Below are 22,444 nucleotides of genomic sequence, written 5' to 3'. Positions count from 1 at the left end.
CGACAGCGCATTGCGGAGGGCGTCAAACGAAGAGGACGGCTGATCCGCGATATGCGTCGCGCCGAGCGTGAAGCCGGCTGCGGTGTTATGCGTGGTGATCATGAGCGTCCTCCTTTCGTGAGCTTTCCGGTTTGCCAAGTTACTGGGCGAATGGTGTGAACGTCAAGCATCGATGCTGTCACCGGCGTGTCGCCGCGCGCTTCGATCGACCGGTGCACCGCGCGGGATGTCGGAATTCACCCGGCGTTTCGGTAGCGTTGAGGCGTGATTCTCCCCGGACGAGCGGTGCCCGCATGCATCTGAAGAGCCTGACCCTCAAGGGCTTCAAATCGTTCGCGCAGCCCACGAGCTTCGTGTTCGAACCCGGCGTCACGTGCATCGTCGGACCCAACGGCTCCGGCAAATCGAATGTCGTCGACGGGCTCGCGTGGGTGATGGGGGAGCAGGGCGCGAAGACGCTGCGCGGCGGCAAGATGGAAGACGTCATCTTCGCGGGAACGTCCACGCGCGGACCGCTTGGTCGTGCTGAGGTGCAGCTGACGATCGACAACAGCGACGGTGCTCTGCCGATCGAGTTCGCCGAGGTCACGATCAGTCGCACACTGTTCCGCAACGGCTCCAGCGAGTACGCGATCAACGGTTCAGGTTGCCGGCTGCTCGATGTGCAGGAGCTGCTCAGCGACTCAGGCCTCGGCCGCGAGATGCACGTCATCGTCGGGCAGGGACGACTGGATACCGTGCTCCAGGCGTCACCGGAGGATCGCCGCGGATTCATCGAGGAGGCCGCCGGCATCCTCAAGCATCGCCGTCGCAAGGAGAAGACGCTCCGCAAGCTCGACGCGATGGAGAGTAACCTCACGCGTCTCAGCGATCTTGCCGGCGAGATCCGACGTCAGCTCAAGCCGCTCGGCAGACAGGCCGAGATCGCCCGTGAGGCGCAGACCATCGCGGCCGTCGTGCGCGATGCCAAGGCACGCATCTTCGCCGACGACGTCGTCGCCCTGCGCACGGCACTCGCCGACCACACACGCACCGAGCAGGAGCGTCATACCGAGCGTCTGGTGCTCACGGACCAGGCCGACACTGTGCGGGCCGGTATCGCGAGGCTCGAAGCGGATCAGAATTCGGCCGGCGTGGACGAGGCGCGCCGGGTGGCGTTCGGACTCGAGCAGGCGCAGGAACGGATGCGTTCGCTCTACACGCTTGCGAACCAGCGGCTCGCGCTGCTCGGTTCCGAGGAAGACGATGCGGCAGTCACCTCGGTGACGGTGACGCAGGCGACGATCGACGAGGCCAAGGATGAGATCACGACGATCTCCGCGGGACTCGGCGATGCTCAGGATGCCGCGGTGTCGGCGAGCCGCGATGTCGTCGATGCACGAGCGGAGCTCGACACGCTCGACGTCGACATCGCCGAGCAGAGCGCGCTCGTCTCGCAGCACGACATGCGGTTGACGGCGTTGCGCGGCACGGCTGAGGCCGCGGCATCCGCTCTCGCCGCAGTGCGCGGTGCGGTGCTGCGCCAGGTGACTGCGCTCGAGGCCGCCGACGAACGCCGTCGGGAGGCCGCAGACGCCCTGGAGCAGATCGACGACGCGGAGGCGCCGGAAGGCACTGCGGCCGAACACGCTGCGGCATATGAGTCCGCGCAACGCGAGGCGACGGCCGCCGAGACCGAACTCGAGGGACTGCGGGAGCGGCTTCACTCCGTGGAGCGCGAGGCGGAGTCGTTGACGGCGAAGGCGTCGGCACTGAGCAGTGCGCTGTCCCTTTCGGGCGGAGCCGCCGAGGTCGTGAAGGCCGGCGGCGCCGGTGTCAGAGGTCTCGTCGGCGATGCCGTTCAGGTGACGGCCGGCTACGAAGCCGCGATCGCCGCTGTGCTGGGACCGCTCGCGGAAGGCGTGCTGGTCGACGATGCGGCTGCGGCGTTCACGCTGGCTGAGGAATCAGCGCAGCAGCAGCGCGGCATCATCGATTTCGTCCTGGCGGACGCACTTCGCCCGACCACCGACCTTCCGACGATCGACGGCGTGACACGCGCGACCGACGTCGTGAGCGCACCGGACGGCGTGCTCGGCGTGCTCTCGTACGTGCTCATCGCGGAGGATCGTTCTGCCGCCCGCCACGCGCGCGCTGCTCTGGACGCACTCGGCGACACCGCGGTGACGATCGTCACGACCGGCGGGGACGTGGTGACCGCGCAGACGCTGCGGACAGGTTCCGGCGGCGAGCGATCGAGGCTCGAACTGACGGCTGAGCGCGATGCGGCCAGGGAACGCCTCGACGAGGTACGCGTGATCGTGGATTCGCTGCGTGAGGCGCGTGAAGAAGCATCGGAACGCGTGGAGGTCACCCGCCGTCAGGCCAAGGAGTCGTTGCGGGCGCTGCGCGAACACGACGCGGCACTGGCGACGCACGCCGAGCAGTTGAATCGCGTCACGGTGCGACACGAATCGGCGGTGGCCGAGTGCGAGCGGCTCGAGGCCGGTGTCGCGCAGGCGCAGGCCGCGGTGGCGGACGCCGAGGCGGGATCGGCCGCAGCAACGGCAGCTCTTGAGGAGGCGCAGGCGACACCTCGCCCCGTGCTGGACGCGTCGGCGCGCGACGGGCTGCTCGAGGCGCTGGAGACGGCGCGCGAGGGTGAAGTGCGTGCCCGATTGGAGATCGAGACCCTGCGAGAGCGCGTGCGCGCGGCACAGGCCAGAGTGGCGAGTCTCGAGCGCCAGCGCGAGCAGGAACGGGATGCCGCTGCGGAGGCGGCTCGCCGTGCGGTGATCCGGCGTGCGCAGCGTGAAGCGGCAGCGGCTGTCGCTGCGGAGCTCCCACGCATACTCGACTCGCTCGACCGCTCGGTGACAGAAGCGCGCGTCGTTCTCACAGAGGCGGAGAACGCCAGATCAGCCCAGAACGAGGAACTCACCGCGCTTCGGGTGCAGGAGAGTTCGCTGCGCGAGCGACTGTCCGGGCTCACGGAGAGCGTCCACGGGCTCGAGCTTCAGATCCATGAGAAGAAGCTGCATCTGACGAGTCTGCTGGAGCGCGTGGCATCCGAACTGGCGCTCGACGAAGATATTCTCGTTGCGGAATATGGTCCGGATCAGCCGGTGCCGCGCGATCCGCTGGCAGAGGCGGACCCCGAGGCGATCGACGACATCGACCCGACCGCCATTCCCTACGACCGGCGGATGCAGGAGCGACGTCTTGCGGAATCGGAGCGCAAGCTCACGCAGTTGGGCCGGGTGAATCCGCTCGCCCTGGAGGAGTTCGCCGCCCTCGAGCAGCGGCACGCGTTCTTGACCGAGCAGCTCGCCGACCTCACTCAGACTCGGCAGGACCTGCTGACGATCATCGGCGACCTCGACGAGCGGATGCAGACGATCTTCGCCAGCGCATTCGAAGACACTCAGCGCGCGTTCGGCGAGGTCTTCCCGCTGCTGTTCCCCGGCGGCTCGGGCAGCATCTCGCTCACAGATCCGGAGAACATGCTCACGACCGGCATCGAGGTGTCCGTGCGTCCAGTGGGAAAGAAGATCGAACGCCTGTCGCTGCTGTCCGGCGGGGAGCGCTCACTTGCCGCAGTCGCACTGCTGGTGGCGATATTCAAGGCCAGGCCGAGCCCGTTCTACATCCTCGACGAGGTGGAGGCGGCGCTCGACGACGCCAACCTCGGCCGTCTGCTGACGGTGTTCGAGCAGCTCCGCGAGAGCTCTCAGCTGCTGATCATCACCCACCAGAAGCGCACCATGGAGATCGCTGACGCCCTGTACGGCGTTTCGATGCGCCAGGACGGCGTCTCGGCCGTTGTCGGCCAGCGCGTGGGGGACAGGGCCGCTGCGGCGGCGAGCTGAGCGGGCCATACGTCCGTCCCGAATCTCGGACGCTCCGAGCCCTCAACAGCGTGTCGGTCGGGATTGGGTCGCAGACACGCCGTCGGCGAGGGACACCGTCTGAGATTCGGCACGCTCAGCTCTCGGCGGCGTGCTCGAACTCCTCGACGGCAGATGCGAAGCCCGACAGATCCTGCGGGCGGTGGGTGGCGCCCTCCAGCACGAGATGACGGGCGCCGTGCCGCGCGAGCGTGCGCGCGATCGTCTCGTACTCGTCGTTCCAGCCGCCGGTGACGACGAGAGTCGGGATGCCGATGATCATGCCTGCCCTGACAGCGTGCCCCCACGGCACATTGCTTGCAGCCCACCGCTGAGCAGTCGCGCGCTCGGTCTCCCATCGGCCCTCATCGAATGCCTCGCCGAACATGAGTGGACGGAAGATCGCCCAGAACCGCTGCAGGTCGCCGTCGTCGGCCTGTGCACGCGCCTCGGCCACGATTCCGATATGCCGTTCGACCGCGACTTCGCCGCGGGCGACGTCGTAAAGCGCCGGCTCTACGAGGACGAGTCCGGCAACGTCGAGCCTTCCGGATGCTGCGACGAGCACTGTGGGCACGGCGCCGAGCGAGTGGGCGTGGAGGAGGACTCGCACGCCGGAGTACGAATCGATGAGTGTCGCGACCTGCTCCTGGATGCTTGAGCCTGCCTCGAAGCTCACGAAGTCTCCGGCTGCAGCATCCGAATGCGGCCAGGCATCGTGACCGCGCCGCCCCGCGCCGTGGATGAACACGCGGCGCGAGGCTGGGAGCTGCTGCATCCCGCGATGCTACCGGCACCGTAGGCTGGACGCATGGCGGAGAAGTCCTGGTCCCTCGGCCGCGCGCTGCGCGGGATGTTCGTCAAGCCCACGATCGATGAGACGACCTGGGAAGACCTCGAGACCGCGCTGATCACTGCAGACTTCGGCCCCGACATCTCGGAGCGGATCGTCGACGAGCTGCGCGAGAAGGTCGATCGCTACCGCACCACCGATCCTCAGGACCTGCAGCGCATGCTGCGCGAGACGCTCGAGGAGCACTTCGCGAAGTTCGACACGACCCTCAAGCTCACCGAGCGTCCAGCGGTCGTGCTCGTCGTCGGAGTGAACGGCGTCGGCAAGACGACGACGATCGGCAAGTTCACCAAGTTCCTGCGCGGTTACCAGCGCAGCGTGGTCGTCGGCGCCGCCGACACGTTCCGTGCGGCCGCCGTCGATCAGCTCGCGACCTGGGCCCAGCGCGGGGGAGCGGCGATCGTCCGCCCGCAGCAGGAAGGCCAGGATCCGGCATCCGTCGCCTACCAGACCATCGAGTACGCCCAGCGCGAGGGCATCGAGATCGCGATCATCGACACCGCCGGCCGCCTGCACACCAAGGGCGGACTCATGGACGAACTGACGAAGATCCGCCGCGTGATCGAGAAGCAGGCGCCGATCAGCGAGGTGCTGCTCGTGCTCGACGCGACCACGGGGCAGAACGGCGTCATGCAGGCTGAGGCCTTCCTCGAGCACGCCGATGTCACCGGTCTCGTGCTCACGAAGCTCGACGGATCGGCGAAGGGCGGCTTCGTACTCGCCGTCCAGGAACGCACCGGCATCCCCGTCAAACTGCTCGGCCAAGGTGAGGGAATCGACGACCTCACCGGCTTCACGCCGCACGTCTTCGTGGCATCTCTTGTCGGTCAGTGATCGGACTGGTTTCATAGCGTTATGGCGATCGAACACGACTACTTCGGGCTCCTGTCCTCAGGGCCGGACGGATCGATCTTCTGGTCCGAGACGGTGGAGTTGGGCGACCAGGCGGTGACCGTCGATCTCACCGCGCCTGATCAGGACGATGTCTCGGCAGACGCGCTCGACATCGCCGCCGCCCTCATCTCAGGGCTGGAGGAAGTCGACGGAGCGGCACGACGCGGCATGCTCGCCGAGGTCGACGACCGTGCGAGCGAGGTGACCGAGTACATCCTGCAGCAGCAGGAGGCGTACGGCGATGAACTCGAAGACGTGCTCGTCGACGTCAGCGCGGATCCGGCGGTCGACATCATCCGCTCGATGCGCCTCATGAGCATGACGATCCTCGCGGACGAGCATGGCGGGTCGGAGCCGTTCGCGGTCCTGGAGTACGCACTCGATCCGGACAACACCGATGACGTGCTCCTGGTGAACCTCTCCTCAGATGGTTCCGTGCAGTCCGTGATGAGCGGCGACTGACCCCTCGCTCAGCGAAGCTCAGACCGGAATCTCCCGGTAGTCGTCCAGAGCGACCAGACGGATACCCTCCTGGGCCCCGGCCGCCGTGTGGATGCGTGCGGTCTCGGCATCCGCGTCCGCGGGGGAACCGAACGTCTCCAGCAGGTAGCTCCGCACGGCTGCGGCCTCGACGGCTTCGAGCATCCGGGGCGTCGCCGTCGTCGCCGCTGTCGTGCGGGAGGCCACGAGCGCGAGGATCAGGCCGCGCACGCGCGGCATTCCCTCCGTGATCGACGGCTGGTAGTACGGGAGGTCCAGGGCTGCCGCTCCGTGACCCGCGTAGAAGCGGATGCGCCTGCGCGGGTCGCCGAACGCCTCGTCGGCGACGTGCATGTCGGGTCGCTCCAACTCGGCGAGAACGAGCTCGACGTCCGGCGAACGCATCCACTCCTCCTTCCCCGCGTCGAGAAGCGCCGATCCGACGCCGCGACCGCGCAGATCCGCGCGCACGGCGAGCCAGGCGATGAGCATGGTCGATCCGGCGCGTTCGCCGACGATCACCCCGCACGGCACGTCGTCGATCCAGGCGACGAGCGCGACGAGCTCGCCGGAGCGCGCCTGCGCGAGGAAGGCGGAACGCGGGGTGAGCTCGGAGGCTGGGAAGCTCGGTGCCAGGATCTCGACATAGGCCCTCTCGAGCGGGCCCATGTCTGATGCCGACTCGACGCGCACGCTCATCCGGGTGCATTCTCGTGTCGGCTGCGGCGTCGATTGCGCTCACGACGATCAGCACGTGTGACAGCTGCGAGGACGACCCCGGTGAGTCCGGCCAGAACGAGGACCGAGGCGAACAGGATCCACGCCTCGACGGCGCCCCACTCCGGATGCCCCGCCTGGAGCACCGATGCGAGGCCTGCGAAGCCGACCACCGCGAACACGGCACCCAGCAGCTCCAGCAGGCGCGAATTGCGCCGGTCTCTGGCCTCGCGGCGTTCCTCGAGCGCCGCCTCGTGCTCCCGCTGCTTCTGGGCCAGTATCGCCTGTTCGGCTGCGAAAGACTGCTCCATGCGCCGATGCACGACTTCCAGCAGCGGCTGCAGTCGGGTGCCGAGAACGTCCCTCACCGCCCGCGTGAATCCGTCACGGAGCCGCGGGTAGCCGTTCGAGGTCAGGACGGTATCGAGGTCGACGCGCAACGGTGGAGAGGTCACGATGGTCGGCGACTCGATGAACAGCATGATCGCCTCATTGGACTGCACGAACGACTGAAGCGCGAGTTCGGTGCGCTCCACTCGGTTCACGAGTTCATCGAGCTCGGCGATGGTCGTCGCGCGATCCTGGCCGGATGCCGGCTCGGCTCCGGCGAGCAGCAGTTCGGCGTCGCGCAGCAGCCGTGCGATCTGTTCGGCGAACGATCGGATCGCGTCCTGCCACCCCTGGTACATGCCGTGCATGCTGTGCGCGAACTCGAGGAAGCTCTCGATGTCTGCGACGGCGAAGTCCGGAGAGCCGAGACTCGCGAGAAGCGAGACGTTGCTATTCGAGGCGAGGATCTCGCTGTTCAGATGCAGCAGCGACCAGGTATGGATGCCATCGAGGTCGTACATCGTCCAGTCGGCGATGCTGGCAGCGCCACTGGGGAGGGGATGGATCAGCGGCTGATTCCCCCACAGATCGAGGAGTTCTCCAGCGGCGGTGAGCGCAGTCCTCGTGCGTCCGTGGACCCGCGATGCTGCGAGCACGCTGGTGATCACGCCGAATGATCCTTCACGTGCCGCGATCGTCGCCTCGGGATCGAGCGAGCCGATGTCGTCGAGAAGGTCGTCGACGAGCTGGGGGAGTCCGGCCAGGTCGCCTTGGTCGCTGTACATCCGCATCAGTTCGGGGATCTCGCGGAGATCCCCGAACGACGGAGTGGCGAGGTGCACGGTCTCGGCGACCCGGTGCGCGGCCGAGCCTGCGAGGTCGACCTCGAAGATGATCGCGTTGTTGCCCAGGTGCGAGAGCTGGACGCGCGTGCGGATGATCTGCCCCGAGCCCTCCGCGCCGACATGCTCGACGCGGATGTCGCCGAGTTCGATCGTCGCACCCCGGTACCCGCGACCGAAGGTGTCGGTGCCCTGCCAGACGTCGCTGAGATCGAGGCGCCGACGTATGCCGGCGACAGGCACGCCGCCGAGTGTTCCGCCGCCGGTCAGACGCCGCTGAGCTGCGAGAACGAGTGCGTCGGTGAGCTCGAGATGCGTCTGATGATGGTGCCCGCGCACGCCGAACGGGTACACGAAGCGCACGCGCCCTTCGTCGATGTGCAGGCGGTCGCGGTCTTGAGAGGCGCAGACCGTCCCGATCGCCGTCAGATGGCCACGCAGTTCGCTGGCGTCGACGGGGTTGAACGGGGTGCTGGCGACGAGCGAGCGTAGGCGTTCGAGCTCTGCCATGGCGCCCGGTACGTATGCCTCCAGCATCCGCTGAGCCAGGCGCGCGCCGTCGAGCACGACCCGGTAGTAGACGAGTTCGTTGGATGCTTCTGCCGCGAGCACGGCCATTCCGGTCGCGGCATGCGCGTCTTCGGGTGAGTCGAGGTCGTCCATGGCGGTGACGAGGGTGGCCGCGGCATCCACTGCGTCCTCCGCCGACCGCGCGACGATGTCCAGGCGGCCTGCCAGCAATGCGGACTCGACGCGGAACTCCAGAAGCAGGAACTCCAGAAGCCGCCAGCCCAACGTGCTCAGCGGATCGGCGCGGCGCTTGCGCGCCGTCGTCGCAGCATCGCAGGAGATGCGGATGGCGACGGCGAGAGTCTCGTGATCCCAGGTCAGCGCCCACGCGCTGTTGACGAGGTTGCGCAGATACAGGGCGAGGACGAGTCCGCCGGACGGCAGGCGGTCGGCGGCGCGCACGGCCGGTGGGAGTGCGCGTTCGAGGAGTGCACGCGATTCTTCCTGGGCGTCGCCGTCCTGCTCGAAGATGGCCTCCCACCAGGTGCCGCTCAGCAGCTGGGTGAGATCAGCGCGCTGCTGGGGGCTCAGCGCGAAGCGTTCGCCGAGCTCGGCCTGCCGCGTGAGGCCGTCGGCGATCCACTGCCGGGACGCATCTGCGTCGACGTCGACGGATGCGAAGACTGACGCCGGCGACGTCGGGTCGTCGCGGTCCACGAGGCTCCTCTCGATGCCGACCAGTGTAGGGGTCGCGGCGAGAGCAAGCGAGGGTTTTCACACGGCCTGCGCGAAGCCGAGGTCTGCGCTGTCGGCGATGTGTGACAGGTGCGGCGGGATCTCGCGTCCCTTCGAGAGCATGGACTGCGCCCACAGGCGACCCGCACGGTACGACGAACGCACGAGGGGACCGGCGAGAACTCCGAGGAAGCCGATCCGCTCAGCCTCTTCCCTGAATTCGACGAACTCGGCGGGCTTCACCCAGCGGTCGACCGGCAGGTGACGGGGAGTCGGGCGAAGGTACTGAGTGATTGTGATGATGTCGCAGCCCGCGTCGTGCAGATCCTGCAGGGCCTGCACGACCTCTTCCGGTGTTTCACCCATGCCGAGGATCAGGTTCGACTTCGTGATGAGACCGGCATCCCGAGCCTGGGTGAGCACTCCCAGCGAGCGTTCGTAGCGGAAGGCGGGCCGGATGCGCTTGAAGATGCGCGGCACCGTCTCGACGTTGTGCGCGAACACCTCAGGACGTGCGGCGAAGATCTGACCGAGGAACTCGGGATCGCCGTTGTGGTCGTTGGCGAGCAGCTCGACCCCGGTGTTCGGGTTCTCCGCGTGGATTCGGCGGACCGTCTCGGCATTCAGCCAGGCGCCGGTGTCGGGAAGATCATCCCTGGCGACACTCGTGACCGTTGCGTAGCGCAATCCCATGCGGGTGACGCTCTCGGCGACGCGGCGCGGCTCGTCGGTGTCGTAGTCGGCCGGCTTGCCGGTGTCGATCTGGCAGAAGTCGCAGCGCCTGGTGCACTGCGAACCGCCGATGAGGAACGTGGCCTCCCGATCCTCCCAGCACTCGAAGATGTTCGGGCAGCCGGCTTCCTGACAGACGGTGTGCAGACCCTCCTCCTTGACGAGCGAGTGCAGTGCGGTGTACTCCGGCCCCATCTTCGCCTTGGTCTTGATCCACTCCGGCTTGCGCTCGATCGGCGTCTCCGCGTTGCGGATCTCCAGCCGGAGGAGCTTGCGTCCTTCTGGTGCTGCCGCGCTCATGCGGGAACTCCTTCGTACTCGGCATCCGAATAGTCACTGACGAAGGCCTCCGCGACGGCGCCCACGATGTCGACGGGGGATACATCGCGCCCGACCACCTCGCTGACCGTCGTGACCCCGGCATCCGTGATGCCGCACGGGATGATGCCGCGGAACCCGGCGAGAGTGTTGTCGCAGTTGATCGCGAAGCCGTGCATCGTGACGCCCTGCTGCACGCGCACGCCGATCGCCGCCACCTTGTCCTCGGAGAGCGGACGACGCACCCACACGCCGCTTCGCCCTTCGACCTGGTATCCGTCGACTCCGAACGGGCGGAGGATGTCGATCAGCAGTCGTTCGAGGCGACGCACGTGCGCGACGACGTCCATGGGCTCCGGCAGTCGCACGATCGGGTAGCCGACGAGCTGGCCAGGTCCGTGCCAGGTGATCTTGCCCCCACGGTCGACATCGACCACAGGGGTGCCGTCCTGCGGACGCTCCTGCGGCTCGGTGCGCTTGCCGGCGGTGTACACGGCCTCGTGCTCCAGAAGAATCAGCGTGTCGGGACGCACGGCGTCGACGACGTCACGATGGGTGCTGCGCTGCAGCTCCCAGCCGTCGAGGTACGGGACGTATGTCGGCGCGAGACCGGCAGTGAGGATGTCGAGCATGTTCGCCTTTCACCTATTGTTGGATGCCGTCTAACAATACTCCTTCTGGTCGCGAACGCACGCGCGGTACGGTAAGTGGATGACGATCGAACCCCGCGCCGGACGCCCTCGCGCCTCATCGCGTGAGGTGCTCGCCGAGGCGGCCTGCGAGTTGTTCCTCGAACAGGGCTACGATTCGACATCGGTGGCGGACATCACACGACGCGCCGGGGTGAGCCGCTCCAGCTTCTTCAACTACTTCTCCTCGAAGAGCGACGTGCTCTGGTCCGGCCTCGATGCCAGGATCGACCGGGCCATCGGCGCGGTTGGCGCGCTGGGGACGGATGCTGATGCCGCCGCCGTGCGCGGCATCGTGTTGACCGTCGTCCACGATTTCGCGCCCGACCCGTTGGCCCTCGCACTGCGCAACGCGACGGCGATGGGGCTCAAGGATGAACTGGTCCGCGACACCGGTCTGCGCCACGCCCGCCTCGCCGCAGGAATCGCGGATGCTGCACGACGAAGCGGCATCGGTGCGATCCGTGCCGACATCCTCGGTGCCGCTCACGCGGCCGCCGTGCTGTCGTCTCTGCGCGTCTGGGCCGAGGCGGGCGCCGGTCATGGCTCGCCCGAGGCCCTTTTCACAGAGGCTCTGGCGAGCATCCACGATCTCCCGTGGCGTGCCTGACACCGCGACCGCATCGTCCGCATCCGCTCGCGTAGAATCGAGAGCACCATGGCTACCTTTGGCACGCTCTCCGATCGGCTCACCGAGACATTCCGCAACCTTCGTACGAAGGGAAAGCTCAGTGCGGCCGACGTCGACGGCACGGTGCGCGAGATCCGTCGCGCACTGCTGGATGCCGACGTCGCGCTCGTCGTCGTCAAGGACTTCACTGCGAAGGTGCGCGAACGCGCTCTCGGCGACGAGGTCAGCAAGGCTCTGAACCCCGCCCAGCAGGTCGTGCAGATCGTCAATGAGGAGCTCGTGCAGATCCTCGGCGGTGCGCAGCGTCGTCTCGAATTCGCGAAGACCCCGCCGACCGTGATCATGCTCGCAGGTCTGCAGGGATCCGGTAAGACGACCTTCGCCGGGAAACTGGCCAAGCAGCTCGAGAAGGACGGCCATACGCCGCTCCTCGTCGCCGCCGACCTGCAGCGTCCGAATGCCGTGAACCAGTTGCAGGTCGTCGCCGAGCAGGCCGGCGCCACCATCTATGCGCCCGAGCCGGGCAACGGCGTCGGCGACCCCGTCAAGGTCTCGCGCGACGGCGTCGAGCACGCCCGCCGTCAGCAGCACGACGTCGTCATCATCGACACGGCGGGCCGCCTCGGCGTCGACGCCGAGCTCATGAAGCAGGCATCCGACATCCGCAAGGCGACGAACCCCGATGAGGTGCTGTTCGTCATCGACGCCATGATCGGCCAGGATGCCGTCAACACGGCGAAGGCCTTCCAGGAGGGCGTCGACTTCACCGGCGTCGTCCTCTCCAAGCTCGACGGCGACGCGCGCGGTGGCGCTGCGCTGTCAGTGGCGTCCGTCACAGGCCGCCCGATCATCTTCGCCTCGACGGGTGAGGGTCTCGACGACCTCGAGCCGTTCTACCCAGACCGCATGGCGAGCCGAATCCTCGACCTCGGTGACATCCTCACGCTCATCGAGCAGGCCCAGCAGGCCTTCGATGAGGAAGAGGCGCAGAAGGTCGCCGAGAAGTTCGCGACCGATCAGTTCACGCTTGAGGACTTCCTCGGCCAGCTTCAGCAGATGAAGAAGATGGGGTCGATGAAGAAGATGCTCGGGATGCTCCCGGGTATGGGTCAGATGAAGCAGCAGCTGGAGGACTTCGACGAGAAGGAGATCGATCGCACCGAAGCGATCATCCGGTCGATGACGCCAGGGGAGCGGCAGAACCCCAAGGTCCTCAACGGCTCACGCCGCGTGCGCATCGCCAAGGGCTCCGGCATGACCGTGACCGACGTGAACCAGCTCGTGCAGCGCTTCGATCAGGCCGCGAAGATGATGAAGACCGTCGCACGCGGCGGCACCCCGAACATTCCAGGCATGGGCGCGATGCCCGGCATGGGGCGGCCAGGCGCATCGTCGAAACGCGGCAAGAAGGGCAAGTCGCAGGGCGCGTCGCGTTCGGGCAACCCGGCGAAGCGGGCCGCGGAGAACGCCGGCCTTCCCTCCGGACCTGCGACAGGCTCTGGCTTCGGCCTCGGTGGTCAGAAGGCGCCGACCGAAGCCGACATGGCTGAGATCCAGAAGCTGTTCGGCAAGAACTGACGCTCAGGCGGAGGTCACGGAGACGTCGATGTCCACGCCGTGCGCGTCGCGCAGCTGGGTCGACATGTCCTCGATCTCGGACTCGATCCGTGCGGCATCCCAGCCGAGCAGTGGTGCGAGCGCCTCTGCGATCGCCTGCACGGCCGCGGCATCCGCATCGCCGGTGAAGGCGAGACTCGTGCGTCGGAAGATGACGTCTGCGACGTGGCGGACCTGCTCGCGCTCGACCATCCATGCGAGTTCGCGGGTCGACAGCGCATCTCCGACGATCTGCGTGTCATCCCCGTCGTCGATGAAGGCTGCGACCTCTGCGGCCCGCGTGCCGTAACGGACGAAGAGTGTGCGACCGCGTTCGGTGTCACCGACGTTCTGGCGCAGCCACTCCATGCGGCGCCGTGGTGTGCGCGGATATCCGTTGCCGCCGCCGATGCGCACCCCGACCGTGCTCGCCACGCGCTGGCGTCCGAGCTCGGTGAGCACGTGATCGGCGAGGTTCTCGCCCAGAGCACGGAACGTCGTCCACTTTCCGCCGACGAGGCTGAACACGGTGGGGGAGCCGTCCTTCTCGCGCCGTTCGATCCGATAGTCGCGCGAGACGAAGCCGGGAGCGGTGTCGTCATGGTGCGGCAACGGGCGGATGCCGGAGTACCGGTACACGATCTGAGAACGGTCGACGGCGATCGTGGGGAACACGTGACCGATCAGGTCGAAGAAGTAGTCGACTTCCTCTTCCGTGCAGCGGGCAGGCTGCCTGGGGTCGGCCTCGAGGTCGGTCGTGCCGACGAGTACTCGGCCCTTCAGCGGGTAGATGAGGACGATGCGGCCGTCGGAGTGCTCGAAGAAGATCTCCCGGCCGCCGGTCGCGTCGAGCAGCTCTGGATGATCGAGCACGATGTGCGAACCCTTGGTGCCTCCCATGAACGCCGTATCGGTGCCGAGCGCCTCGTTCGTGAGGTCTGTCCACGGGCCAGAGGCATTCACGATGACATCGGCGGCGATGTGGAAGTCGATGCCGGTCTCGCGGTCGCGCAGGTGCACGCCCCCGTCGTCCAGTCCGATGGCCTCGACATAGTTGAGCGCGCGTGCGCCCGAATGAGCGGCCTCACCGTCGCGCAGCACATCGAGCGCGAGACGTTCGGGGTCGTGGACGGAAGCGTCGTAGTACGTCGCGGTGTACTTGATCTCCCTGTCGAGCTTCGGTAGCTGCTGCAGCGACTTCTTGCGGCCGACGAAACGGTGACGGGGAACGCTGCCGCCGTCACGGGAGAACGTGTCGTACAGCATCAGCCCGATCTTGATGAGGAACGCGCCGCGTTCCTGTGGCTTGCCCTGCTTGTGCGTGAGGAAGCGGAGCGGGGCGGCGAACACTCCAGAGAAGGTCGAGTAGATCGGGATCGTCGTCTCGAGCGGCTTGACATAGTGCGGCGCGATCTTCAGCAGACCGTTGCGTTCCTGCACCGACTCCTTCACGAGCCGGAACTCGCCGTTCTCGAGATAGCGGATGCCGCCATGGATCATGTGGCTGGACGCGGCGGTCGCGCCGGAGGCGAAGTCCTCTCGATCGACGAGGAGTACATCGATGCCCTGCATCGCCAGATCACGGAAGGTCGAGATTCCATTGATTCCGGCGCCGATGATCACGACGCCGGTCCGGCCGCTCTCCCGCGCGAGGCGTACACTCTCTCGTTCGACCAGGGCGGTGTTCGCAGTGCTCATCGTCTCTCCTTGCTGGGCCTACACGGTATATCCTGATTCGGCCGGCACAACTGCGCAAGCGAGATGCACGAACGTGCAAGGAGAATCGATGAGCGAATCATCCCTGAGCGATCCCCGGGCGGGGACCGCGCTGCGCGCGGCCCAGATGTACTACTTGCAGGACATGACGATGGACGCGATCGCCCGTGAGCTCGCGACGTCACGCTCGTCCGTCTCCCGCCTGCTCAGCCATGCGCGTGCCACCGGGCTCGTGGAGATCCAGATCCACCAGCCGCAGGGACAGGAGCTGCGCCTGGAGGAGGCCATCCGCGAGCGGTTCGGCATCGCGGCGCACGTCGTGCCGACGCCGAAGAACCTCTCCGACGTCGAGCGTTTCGAACGTGTCGCGATGAGTGCGGCACGTCTGCTGCCGCTCTACTTCGATTCGAACATGACCCTCGGCATCGCCTGGGGATCCACGCTGGACGCCATCAGCAGGCACCTGCCGAAGAAGGAGACGCACAATTCCACCGTCGTCCAGCTCAACGGCGCAGGCAACACCTTCACGAGCGGGGTCGACTACGCCAGCGAGATCCTGCATCGTTTCGGGCAGGCGTTCGGCGCCGGCATCCAGCAGTTCCCCGTCCCGGCGTTCTTCGACGACCCGCGTACGAAGGAGGCGATGTGGCGCGAGCGCAGCACCAGGCGTGTGCTCGACCTGCAGGCGCGGGCCGACGTCATCCTGTTCGGGCTCGGTTCGCCCTTCGCCGAGGTGCCGAGCCGTGTCTACATCGGCGGCTATCTCGATCGGGACGACTACCGCAGCCTGCGGGAGGAGAAGGTCGTCGGCGACATGGCCACGGTGTTCTACCGATCCGATGGCAGCTGGAAGGACATCGAGTTGAACAACAGGGCGACCGGTCCCGCCTTCTCCGTGCTGTCGAGGGCGTCCAGGCGCATCTGCGTCGTCACCGGCGTGCAGAAGCTGCCGACCCTGCGAGGGGCGATCGCCACGCGTCTGATCACCGACCTCGTTCTCGACGAGCATCTCGCCGAGCAGCTCGTCGACTCGTGACGAACGGATGCTGCACGTTCGTGCAGGGCGGCTGAGTCACTGGGCCGACTTCTTCTAGGCTGAATCCCAGAGCAGACAACGCCGTCACCGGCTGGAGAGAACACCTATGCACATCGTCGCCGTAGACCAGGGCACCACGAGCACACGAGCCATCGTCTTCGACGAGCGAGGAGCCATCGTCGCCTCGGGCCAGCGCGAGCACGAGCAGATCTTCCCTCAGGCAGGCTGGGTCGAGCACGACGCGGCAGAGATCTGGACGAACACCCGGGCGGTCATCGATGTCGCCGTGCAGAATGCCCGTCTGGAGGCATCCGACGTGGCGGCGATCGGCATCACCAATCAGCGAGAGACGGCCGTGGTGTGGGATCGCCTGACCGGCGAGCCCGTCTACAACGCGATCGTCTGGCAGGACACCCGCACACAGGCGCTCATCGATACGCTGGCGGCCGACGGTGGTGTTCGCCGCTTCGCGGATATCACCGGACTGCCGCTCGCCACATACTTCTCGGCGTCCAAGATCGCCTGGATCCTCGACAATGTCGACGGCGCGCGCGAACGGGCAGAGAACGGAGATCTGCTGTTCGGCACTCCCGACACGTGGGTGCTGTGGAATCTCACGGGCGGTGTCGACGGGGGAGTACACGCCACTGACGTCACGAACGCCAGCCGCACGCTGCTGATGGACCTGCGCACGCTCGACTGGGACGACGCGCTCCTGAAGGCGTTCGGGGTTCCTCGCGCCATGCTGCCCACGATCCTCTCTTCGTCGGAGGTGTACGGGAAGGCGGTCGGCACTTCGCTCGACGGCATCCCGATCGCGGGAATCCTCGGAGACCAGCAGGCTGCCACATTCGGCCAGGTCGCGTTCGAGCGCGGTGAGTCCAAGAACACCTACGGCACGGGCAACTTCCTCATCGTGAACACCGGCGAGGATATCGTCGACAGCGAGAACGGGCTGGTGACCACGGTCGCGTATCGCCTGGGCGATGAGTCGCCGAAGTACGCGCTGGAGGGATCGATCGCCGTCACAGGGTCATTGGTCCAATGGCTGCGCGACAACCTGGGCCTCATCAAGGACTCGGCTGATGTGGAAGAACTCGCGCTCTCTGTGGAGGACAACGGAGGCGTGTACATCGTTCCGGCGTTCTCGGGGCTTTTCGCGCCGTACTGGCGACCCGACGCGCGCGGCGCGATCCTCGGACTCACGCGCTTCGCGAACAAGGGCCATATCGCCCGCGCCGCGCTGGAGGCGGTCGCCTTCCAGACGCGTGAGGTGCTGGATGCCGTCATCGCCGACACGAACGTGTCGTTGGAGGAGCTGCGGGTCGACGGCGGAATGGTCGGCAACGACTCGCTGATGCAGTTCCAGGCTGACGTGCTCGGCGTTCCCGTCGTGCGCCCGGCAATCATCGAGACGACAGCACTCGGCGCAGCGTATGCGGCGGGGCTCGCCGTCGGAGTCTGGGCCGATCTCGACGAACTTCGCGCGATGTGGCACGAGGACGAGCGCTGGGAACCGCAGATCGATGACGCCGAGCGCGAGCGCCGCCTCGCACGGTGGCGCAAGGCCGTCACGCGCACGTTCGACTGGGTCGACGAGGACTGACCTCAGATCACTGGCGCGCCGGGGCCGGAGCGGAACTCGCGGATGAGATGCTGCACGACCTCACCGAGGTCGGAATCGGTCGAATCGGCGACCGCCAGCTGACGCTCGTAGCTCGCACCGCCCTCGAGGATCGTGCTGACCCCGGCGAACTCGGCTTCGCACCCGAGATCCACCGCGATCGGAGCGAGCGCGGACACCGTCTCCGCGAGGTGCTCGCGAACCTGCCGCTGCGTGCCGGCGCCGTCCACGATCAATCGGGCGTCCAGTCCGTAGCGCGCCGCCCTCCACTTGTTCTCGCGGTGGAACCAGGAGGGCATCGTGGGCAGCGTCTCGCCGGCATCCAGCATCCGTGACAGATGCTCGACGAGCACCTGCACGAGCGCTGCGACCGAGGCGAGCTCGGCGAGCGTGGACAGCCCGTCGCAGGCGCGCACCTCGATCGTGCCCCATCGAGGAGCGGGACGGATGTCCCAGCGCACCTCCGTGGCGTCCGCCATCACACCGGTGCGGACCATGTCATCGAGATAGCCCTCGAACTCTTCCCAGGAGTGCAGCGCCCATGGCAACCCGGCAGTGGGAAGCTGCTGGAACACCAGAGCACGGTTGGATGCGTAGCCGGTTCGTTCACCGGCCCAGAACGGACTCGATGCCGAGAGCGACTGAAGATGCGGCAGATACGCGGTCAGTGCGTTGATGATGGGGAAGACCTTGTCGCGGTCCTCGACGCCGATGTGGACATGGATGCCCCAGATCATCATGTTGCGGCCCCACCACTGGGTGCGCTCGATGAGGTCGTGGTACCGCGTCTTGTCGGTGACGCGCTGGTCGAACCACTGCGCGAAGGGATGGCTGCCGGCTGAGAGCAGTTCGATGCCGGCCGGATCCGTGGCCGCCCGCACCGCGGTGATCGCGTTGCCGATGTCGCCGATGGCATGGGCCACCGATTCGCCGATCCCGCTGGTGACCTCGATCGTGTTCGTGAGGAGTTCGCCGGTGACCGTGTGGCGCTCTGGCGCGCTTTCATCCTCCAGCGCGGCCAGCAGCTCGGGCGCACGACCGACAAGATCTCCGGTTTCCGGATCGGCGAGCATGATCTCCCATTCGAGACCGACCGTGGACCGAGGGGAATCGGTGAATTCTTGCGTCACGTGCACAGTCTGACACGCACAGTCCGCGACACGGATGACCGCATGTCGCCTCGTTTCGCTACTCGCCTCCGAATCTGGCAGAATAGAGGGTCGGACGACGTTCTCGACCCTCTATCCAGAATGCGTCCACTCATTTGAGCTTCCGCCGGGTGTGCACCCCACTCTCCAGGCGACCGGTTCGTTTCCTTCCACACAATTCAGGAGAATCGTGGCTGTCAAGATTCGTCTCAAGCGCATGGGCAAGATCCGCGCGCCTTACTACCGCATCGTCGTCGCCGACTCGCGCACCAAGCGCGACGGTCGAGTGATCGAGGAGATCGGCAAGTACCACCCCACCGAGCAGCCCTCGTTCATCGAGGTCGACTCCGAGCGTGCACAGTACTGGCTGTCGGTCGGCGCACAGCCGTCCGAGCAGGTCGCTGCTCTGCTCAAGCTCACGGGCGACTGGGGCAAGTTCAAGGGCGACAAGGATGCAGTCTCGACCGTTCAGGTCAAGGCTCCCAAGGTGCCGTTCGAGATCGACGGTGCCAAGAAGTCTGTCGTCAAGCCGAAGGCGGAGAAGAAGGAGGCTCCCGCTGAGGAGGCTCCCGCCGCTGCCGACGCGGAGGCCGCAGAGGCTCCCGCAGCAGACGCCGAGTAATCGCCGTGCTCGCCGCCGCGCTCGAACACATCGTCAAGGGGATCGTCGATCACCCTGACGATGTTCAGATCAACGCCTCCACGTCGCCGAGGGGCGACCTGCTCGAGGTGCGCGTGCACCCCGACGACCGGGGGCGCGTGATCGGGCGCGGCGGCCGCACCGCAAAGGCACTGCGTACGCTCATCACCGCTCTGGCGGACGGGCGTCGCGTTCGCGTCGACGTCGCGGACGACTGACGTGGTGTCGAAAGACAGAAACCAGGGCAAGAACCAGCTGCGCGTCGGGCGTCTCGTCAAGGCTCACGGCCTCAAGGGCGCGCTCAAGCTGGAGCTGTACACCGACAACCCCGAGCGTCGTTTCGTCACGGGTGCCGAGTTCACGTTGCAGGTGCCCGAGGCATCTCCGTGGCACGGCAAGAGTGTCAAGGTCCGTGAGTACCGGGTCATGAACGGCAACCCCGTCGTGTTCTTCGACGACATCGACGACCGCGAAGGCGCCGAAGGTCTCGTGCGGGCCATCCTGTGGATCGATCAGGATGCCGACGAGGTGGAGGATGACGCCTGGTACGACCACCAGCTCGTCGGACTCGATGTTGTCCGCGATGAGATCGTCATCGGCAAGGTCGCTCGCGTCGAGCACATGCCTGCGCAGGATCTCCTGATCGTCCGCCCGACGGGCACCGGTGCGGACGGCGACGTCATGGTCCCGTTCGTCAAGGCCATCGTCCCGGCAGTCGACGTGGCCGCTGGGCGCGTCATCGTCACGCCTCCCGCCGGGCTGTTCGAAGAGCTTCCGGATGCCGCGACCGACTCGTCGACCAATGGCGATGAGTCGACGCCGGCCGCTGAGGGCGACTCGGCCGTCGATTGATCGATCGCTACGATCAGCGCATGCGGATAGACGTCGTCTCCATCTTCCCGTCCTACTTCGACGGACTGACGCTGTCGCTGCTGGGCAAGGCACGCGAGAGCGGCATCCTGGATCTGCGCATCCATGATCTGCGTGACTGGACCAGCGACCGTCACCGAACGGTCGATGACACCCCGTACGGCGGGGGAGCAGGCATGGTCATGAAGCCCGAGCCGTGGGCGCTGGCGCTCGACGACCTCGCCGCGGGCTCTGACCGTCCGACCATCATCTTCCCTTCGCCTGCCGGCGAAGTGTTCCATCAGACGACTGCGCGTGAGCTCTCCGAACGCGAGCACCTGATCATCGGCTGCGGGCGGTACGAAGGCATCGACGAGCGCGTCTTCGAGTACGCGGCCTCGCTGGGCGAGGTGCGCCTCGTCAGCCTCGGCGATTACGTGCTCAATGGCGGTGAGGTCGCCGCGATGGCGATGATCGAGGCGGTCGGACGCCTCATCCCCGGCGTCGTCGGGAATCCTGACAGCCTGGTCGAGGAATCGCATGAGGACGGCCTGCTGGAGTATCCGTCATACACGAAACCTTCGACCTGGCGCGACCGTGCTGTGCCGGGCGTACTGCTCAGCGGAAATCATGCGGCGATCGCGGCATGGCGTCGCGAGCAGCAGCTGGCACGCACCGAGAGCCGGCGTCCGGACCTGCTGAAGGACTGAGTCAGACGCGGGCGTCGACGTCGTCGAGCAGCTCATCCTCGGCATCCGCGTCATGGTCACGGCGCCGGGGCTTCCTGGTCGGCGTGGGTCGGCCTTCGACCTCTTCGCGGTGTTTCTGGATCTCTGTGCGGATCATGTACCCGATGAAGATGAATCCCATCAGGGCGAACAGGATCCACTGGATCGCATACGACAGATGAGGTCCAGGGTCCTCGGTGGGAGAGTCGAATGCGCCGAGAGCCGTGTCAGGTTCTGGATCCTCACTCACAAGCAGACCGTACGCGCTTGTGATGACGTCGCCCGTGGTCGTCGCCGCGATGCTCGGCAGGTGGATCGTCGGCACCTGTCCCTCTGGGGCGCTGCGTCCCGATGTCGGCAGCGGCTCGCCTGGTCGAAGCCGTACGATGACCTCGACCGTGCCGGTCGGAGCCGCGGCAATGACGTCGGGGGTGGCCTGCTCACCGGGCGGCACCCAGCCGCGGTCGACGACGAACACGCGCCCGTCCACGTCCTGGAAGGGGACGAGCACCTCGAATGCGCTCGTCCCGCCGTGCGGGCGATTGCGTACGAGGACCTGCTGATCGGAGAGATACTCGCCCTCGAGCTTCACCGGATGCCATTCGTCTTCGGCGTCGAGAGAGCCGTCGGCGGCGATCGCCTCAGAGAGAGGGATCGGCGCGGCGTCATAGTTGCGCTCGACGAGATCGAGCTGTGCTGCCCGACTCTCATTTCGATCGAACTGCCAGTTCGAGAGAAAAGCGCAGGCCACGGCGAATGCGATCGCGATGAGGACGTAGACACCCCAGCGCACGAGACGATTGCTCATGCGGGCAGTCCTTCCCGGACCGTCACCGGGAAGTCCCGCGCGGCCAGGTAATCACGCAGGAAGTCGACATGCTCGTCGCACGCCAGCCAGACCTTCTCGCGGTCGACGGAGTGGATGCGCGGGTTGCGCCACACGACGTGGTGGGTGGCCAGTGCGCGGCACGCTGCGCGAGAGCACTCGAACTCGTCCGTCACGCCTCGCCGCTCCTGTCATCGTGGTTCTTCACGCGGTTCGCCCTGTCGTCATCAGGCTTCTCTTCGTGGGTGTTCTCACCGTGTGGCGTCTCATGAATGGTGATCGTGTTCGCATCCGTCGGCTCGGCGGGTGCGGTGCGCACCGTCGCCGACAGCTCCTGCGTCGCGGATTCAGGAGCCGGGCTCGCAGTGGGGCTGATGGCGTTCGCGAAGACGACGGCGATGTACGGCAGCACTGCTGTCGCGATCGCGAAGACCCAGGTGTACCAGCCGTACGGGGTCACGAAGATCGTCAGCGCGAAACACGCCATCCGGATCACCATCGTGAGCACATAACGACGCACGCGACCGGTGGCCTCGTCCTGCGGGGACTGCGGCAGGGAGGTCACGGCGGGGGCATGACGGGAGCGGTTCACGGTACTTCAAGCCTACGCCGCGTGGGGTCATGCGTTCGTCGCCCCGATAGGATTGCTCGGGCCTCGACCGAGCACCAGTGGGAGTGAAAGAT

At 66.6% G+C, this 22,444-nt stretch carries 21 protein-coding genes; 11 read left to right on the top strand and 10 right to left on the bottom strand.

The window, feature by feature from the left end; genetic code table 11:
- Nucleotides 1-293 precede the first annotated feature (293 nt).
- Complete coding sequence (gene smc, locus IEV67_RS11500; RefSeq protein ID WP_188436701.1) at nucleotides 294-3,848, top strand: chromosome segregation protein SMC; 3,555 nt, start codon at nucleotides 294-296, stop codon at nucleotides 3,846-3,848.
- A gap of 115 nt (nucleotides 3,849-3,963) precedes the next feature.
- Here smc and IEV67_RS11495 read toward each other — a convergent pair whose 3' ends face one another.
- Entirely contained in the window at nucleotides 3,964-4,644 is a 681-nt protein-coding gene (locus tag IEV67_RS11495; protein ID WP_188436700.1) for an alpha/beta hydrolase, read from the bottom strand.
- A gap of 33 nt (nucleotides 4,645-4,677) precedes the next feature.
- Between IEV67_RS11495 and ftsY the strand changes: the two genes are divergently transcribed.
- Together ftsY and IEV67_RS11485 are read left to right on the top strand one after the other, a co-directional pair.
- On the top strand, nucleotides 4,678-5,553 hold the full coding sequence (ftsY, locus tag IEV67_RS11490) for a signal recognition particle-docking protein FtsY (RefSeq protein WP_188436699.1): 876 nt from the start codon (nucleotides 4,678-4,680) through the stop codon (nucleotides 5,551-5,553).
- A gap of 21 nt (nucleotides 5,554-5,574) precedes the next feature.
- A complete protein-coding gene (locus IEV67_RS11485; protein ID WP_188436698.1) occupies nucleotides 5,575-6,075 on the top strand; it encodes a DUF2004 domain-containing protein in 501 nt (166 codons plus the stop codon).
- A gap of 18 nt (nucleotides 6,076-6,093) precedes the next feature.
- On the opposite strand, the gene IEV67_RS11480 is transcribed toward IEV67_RS11485, so the two are convergent.
- Genes IEV67_RS11480 through lipB form a run of 4 tightly spaced genes read right to left on the bottom strand, consistent with a single transcriptional unit; the run spans nucleotide 6,094 to nucleotide 10,909 of the window.
- Nucleotides 6,094-6,792, bottom strand: coding sequence for a GNAT family N-acetyltransferase (locus IEV67_RS11480; protein ID WP_188436697.1), 699 nt, complete (start codon nucleotides 6,790-6,792; stop codon nucleotides 6,094-6,096).
- Entirely contained in the window at nucleotides 6,789-9,209 is a 2,421-nt protein-coding gene (locus IEV67_RS11475) for a hypothetical protein (RefSeq protein WP_188436696.1), read from the bottom strand. Before IEV67_RS11475 ends, IEV67_RS11480 begins: the two co-directional genes overlap by 4 nt.
- 57 nt (nucleotides 9,210-9,266) lie before the next feature.
- Nucleotides 9,267-10,259, bottom strand: coding sequence for a lipoyl synthase (gene lipA, locus IEV67_RS11470; protein WP_188436695.1), 993 nt, complete (start codon nucleotides 10,257-10,259; stop codon nucleotides 9,267-9,269).
- Entirely contained in the window at nucleotides 10,256-10,909 is a 654-nt protein-coding gene (lipB, locus tag IEV67_RS11465) for a lipoyl(octanoyl) transferase LipB (protein WP_188436694.1), read from the bottom strand. The genes lipA and lipB overlap by 4 nt, the downstream gene beginning before the upstream one ends.
- Nucleotides 10,910-10,988: 79 nt before the next feature.
- Between lipB and IEV67_RS11460 the strand changes: the two genes are divergently transcribed.
- The gene (locus tag IEV67_RS11460) at nucleotides 10,989-11,576 is read left to right on the top strand and encodes a TetR/AcrR family transcriptional regulator (RefSeq protein ID WP_188436693.1); all 588 of its coding nucleotides are present in this window, start codon (nucleotides 10,989-10,991) and stop codon (nucleotides 11,574-11,576) included.
- A gap of 48 nt (nucleotides 11,577-11,624) precedes the next feature.
- Entirely contained in the window at nucleotides 11,625-13,175 is a 1,551-nt protein-coding gene (ffh, locus tag IEV67_RS11455) for a signal recognition particle protein (RefSeq protein ID WP_188436692.1), read from the top strand.
- 3 nt (nucleotides 13,176-13,178) lie between these two features.
- Here the strand turns inward: ffh and IEV67_RS11450 are convergent, their stop codons facing one another.
- Entirely contained in the window at nucleotides 13,179-14,891 is a 1,713-nt protein-coding gene (locus IEV67_RS11450; protein ID WP_188436691.1) for a glycerol-3-phosphate dehydrogenase/oxidase, read from the bottom strand.
- Between the two features lie 88 nt (nucleotides 14,892-14,979).
- Between IEV67_RS11450 and IEV67_RS11445 the strand changes: the two genes are divergently transcribed.
- Nucleotides 14,980-15,945, top strand: coding sequence for a sugar-binding transcriptional regulator (locus IEV67_RS11445; RefSeq protein WP_188436690.1), 966 nt, complete (start codon nucleotides 14,980-14,982; stop codon nucleotides 15,943-15,945).
- A gap of 106 nt (nucleotides 15,946-16,051) precedes the next feature.
- Nucleotides 16,052-17,551 (top strand): glycerol kinase GlpK, encoded by a 1,500-nt coding sequence (gene glpK, locus IEV67_RS11440; RefSeq protein ID WP_188436689.1) that lies wholly within the window; start codon nucleotides 16,052-16,054, stop codon nucleotides 17,549-17,551.
- Nucleotides 17,552-17,553: 2 nt separating this feature from the next.
- Here the strand turns inward: glpK and IEV67_RS11435 are convergent, their stop codons facing one another.
- Nucleotides 17,554-18,705: a glutamate--cysteine ligase gene (locus tag IEV67_RS11435; RefSeq protein WP_373284469.1), complete on the bottom strand. Its 1,152-nt coding sequence runs from the start codon at nucleotides 18,703-18,705 to the stop codon at nucleotides 17,554-17,556.
- Nucleotides 18,706-18,907: 202 nt separating this feature from the next.
- On the opposite strand from IEV67_RS11435, the gene rpsP reads away from it, so the two are divergent.
- Genes rpsP through trmD form a run of 4 tightly spaced genes read left to right on the top strand, consistent with a single transcriptional unit; the run spans nucleotide 18,908 to nucleotide 20,916 of the window.
- A complete protein-coding gene (rpsP, locus tag IEV67_RS11430) occupies nucleotides 18,908-19,339 on the top strand; it encodes a 30S ribosomal protein S16 (RefSeq protein ID WP_188436687.1) in 432 nt (143 codons plus the stop codon).
- Nucleotides 19,340-19,344: 5 nt separating this feature from the next.
- Entirely contained in the window at nucleotides 19,345-19,575 is a 231-nt protein-coding gene (locus tag IEV67_RS11425; RefSeq protein ID WP_188436686.1) for an RNA-binding protein, read from the top strand.
- Nucleotide 19,576: 1 nt separating this feature from the next.
- Nucleotides 19,577-20,209, top strand: a complete 633-nt coding sequence (gene rimM / locus IEV67_RS11420; RefSeq protein ID WP_188436685.1) for a ribosome maturation factor RimM — start codon at nucleotides 19,577-19,579, stop codon at nucleotides 20,207-20,209.
- A gap of 20 nt (nucleotides 20,210-20,229) precedes the next feature.
- The gene (gene trmD, locus IEV67_RS11415; protein ID WP_188436684.1) at nucleotides 20,230-20,916 is read left to right on the top strand and encodes a tRNA (guanosine(37)-N1)-methyltransferase TrmD; all 687 of its coding nucleotides are present in this window, start codon (nucleotides 20,230-20,232) and stop codon (nucleotides 20,914-20,916) included.
- Between the two features lies 1 nt (nucleotide 20,917).
- Here trmD and IEV67_RS11410 read toward each other — a convergent pair whose 3' ends face one another.
- The 3 genes from IEV67_RS11410 to IEV67_RS11400 are packed head-to-tail and all read right to left on the bottom strand — an operon-like array spanning nucleotide 20,918 to nucleotide 22,352.
- The gene (locus IEV67_RS11410) at nucleotides 20,918-21,742 is read right to left on the bottom strand and encodes an SURF1 family cytochrome oxidase biogenesis protein (RefSeq protein WP_188436683.1); all 825 of its coding nucleotides are present in this window, start codon (nucleotides 21,740-21,742) and stop codon (nucleotides 20,918-20,920) included.
- On the bottom strand, nucleotides 21,739-21,936 hold the full coding sequence (locus IEV67_RS11405; RefSeq protein WP_188436682.1) for a hypothetical protein: 198 nt from the start codon (nucleotides 21,934-21,936) through the stop codon (nucleotides 21,739-21,741). The genes IEV67_RS11410 and IEV67_RS11405 overlap by 4 nt, the downstream gene beginning before the upstream one ends.
- On the bottom strand, nucleotides 21,933-22,352 hold the full coding sequence (locus tag IEV67_RS11400) for a DUF3099 domain-containing protein (protein WP_188436681.1): 420 nt from the start codon (nucleotides 22,350-22,352) through the stop codon (nucleotides 21,933-21,935). Before IEV67_RS11400 ends, IEV67_RS11405 begins: the two co-directional genes overlap by 4 nt.
- Nucleotides 22,353-22,444 lie beyond the last annotated feature (92 nt).

Source organism: Microbacterium murale, assembly GCF_014635185.1.
Lineage (GTDB): Bacteria > Actinomycetota > Actinomycetes > Actinomycetales > Microbacteriaceae > Microbacterium > Microbacterium murale.
This window is presented reverse-complemented; position numbering and strand designations above follow the sequence as displayed.

What these genes read in the sequence shown, in the direction of transcription:
- trmD (WP_188436684.1), top strand. Translation starts at nt 20,230, where the DNA reads ATGCGGATAGACGTCGTCTCCATCTTCCCGTCCTACTTCGACGGACTG.
- ffh (WP_188436692.1), top strand. Translation starts at nt 11,625, where the DNA reads ATGGCTACCTTTGGCACGCTCTCCGATCGGCTCACCGAGACATTCCGC.
- IEV67_RS11410 (WP_188436683.1), bottom strand. Translation starts at nt 21,742, where the DNA reads ATGAGCAATCGTCTCGTGCGCTGGGGTGTCTACGTCCTCATCGCGATC.
- ftsY (WP_188436699.1), top strand. Translation starts at nt 4,678, where the DNA reads ATGGCGGAGAAGTCCTGGTCCCTCGGCCGCGCGCTGCGCGGGATGTTC.
- IEV67_RS11445 (WP_188436690.1), top strand. Translation starts at nt 14,980, where the DNA reads ATGAGCGAATCATCCCTGAGCGATCCCCGGGCGGGGACCGCGCTGCGC.
- IEV67_RS11485 (WP_188436698.1), top strand. Translation starts at nt 5,575, where the DNA reads ATGGCGATCGAACACGACTACTTCGGGCTCCTGTCCTCAGGGCCGGAC.
- IEV67_RS11480 (WP_188436697.1), bottom strand. Translation starts at nt 6,792, where the DNA reads ATGAGCGTGCGCGTCGAGTCGGCATCAGACATGGGCCCGCTCGAGAGG.
- smc (WP_188436701.1), top strand. Translation starts at nt 294, where the DNA reads ATGCATCTGAAGAGCCTGACCCTCAAGGGCTTCAAATCGTTCGCGCAG.
- lipA (WP_188436695.1), bottom strand. Translation starts at nt 10,259, where the DNA reads ATGAGCGCGGCAGCACCAGAAGGACGCAAGCTCCTCCGGCTGGAGATC.
- IEV67_RS11460 (WP_188436693.1), top strand. Translation starts at nt 10,989, where the DNA reads ATGACGATCGAACCCCGCGCCGGACGCCCTCGCGCCTCATCGCGTGAG.
- glpK (WP_188436689.1), top strand. Translation starts at nt 16,052, where the DNA reads ATGCACATCGTCGCCGTAGACCAGGGCACCACGAGCACACGAGCCATC.
- IEV67_RS11450 (WP_188436691.1), bottom strand. Translation starts at nt 14,891, where the DNA reads ATGAGCACTGCGAACACCGCCCTGGTCGAACGAGAGAGTGTACGCCTC.
- IEV67_RS11495 (WP_188436700.1), bottom strand. Translation starts at nt 4,644, where the DNA reads ATGCAGCAGCTCCCAGCCTCGCGCCGCGTGTTCATCCACGGCGCGGGG.
- lipB (WP_188436694.1), bottom strand. Translation starts at nt 10,909, where the DNA reads ATGCTCGACATCCTCACTGCCGGTCTCGCGCCGACATACGTCCCGTAC.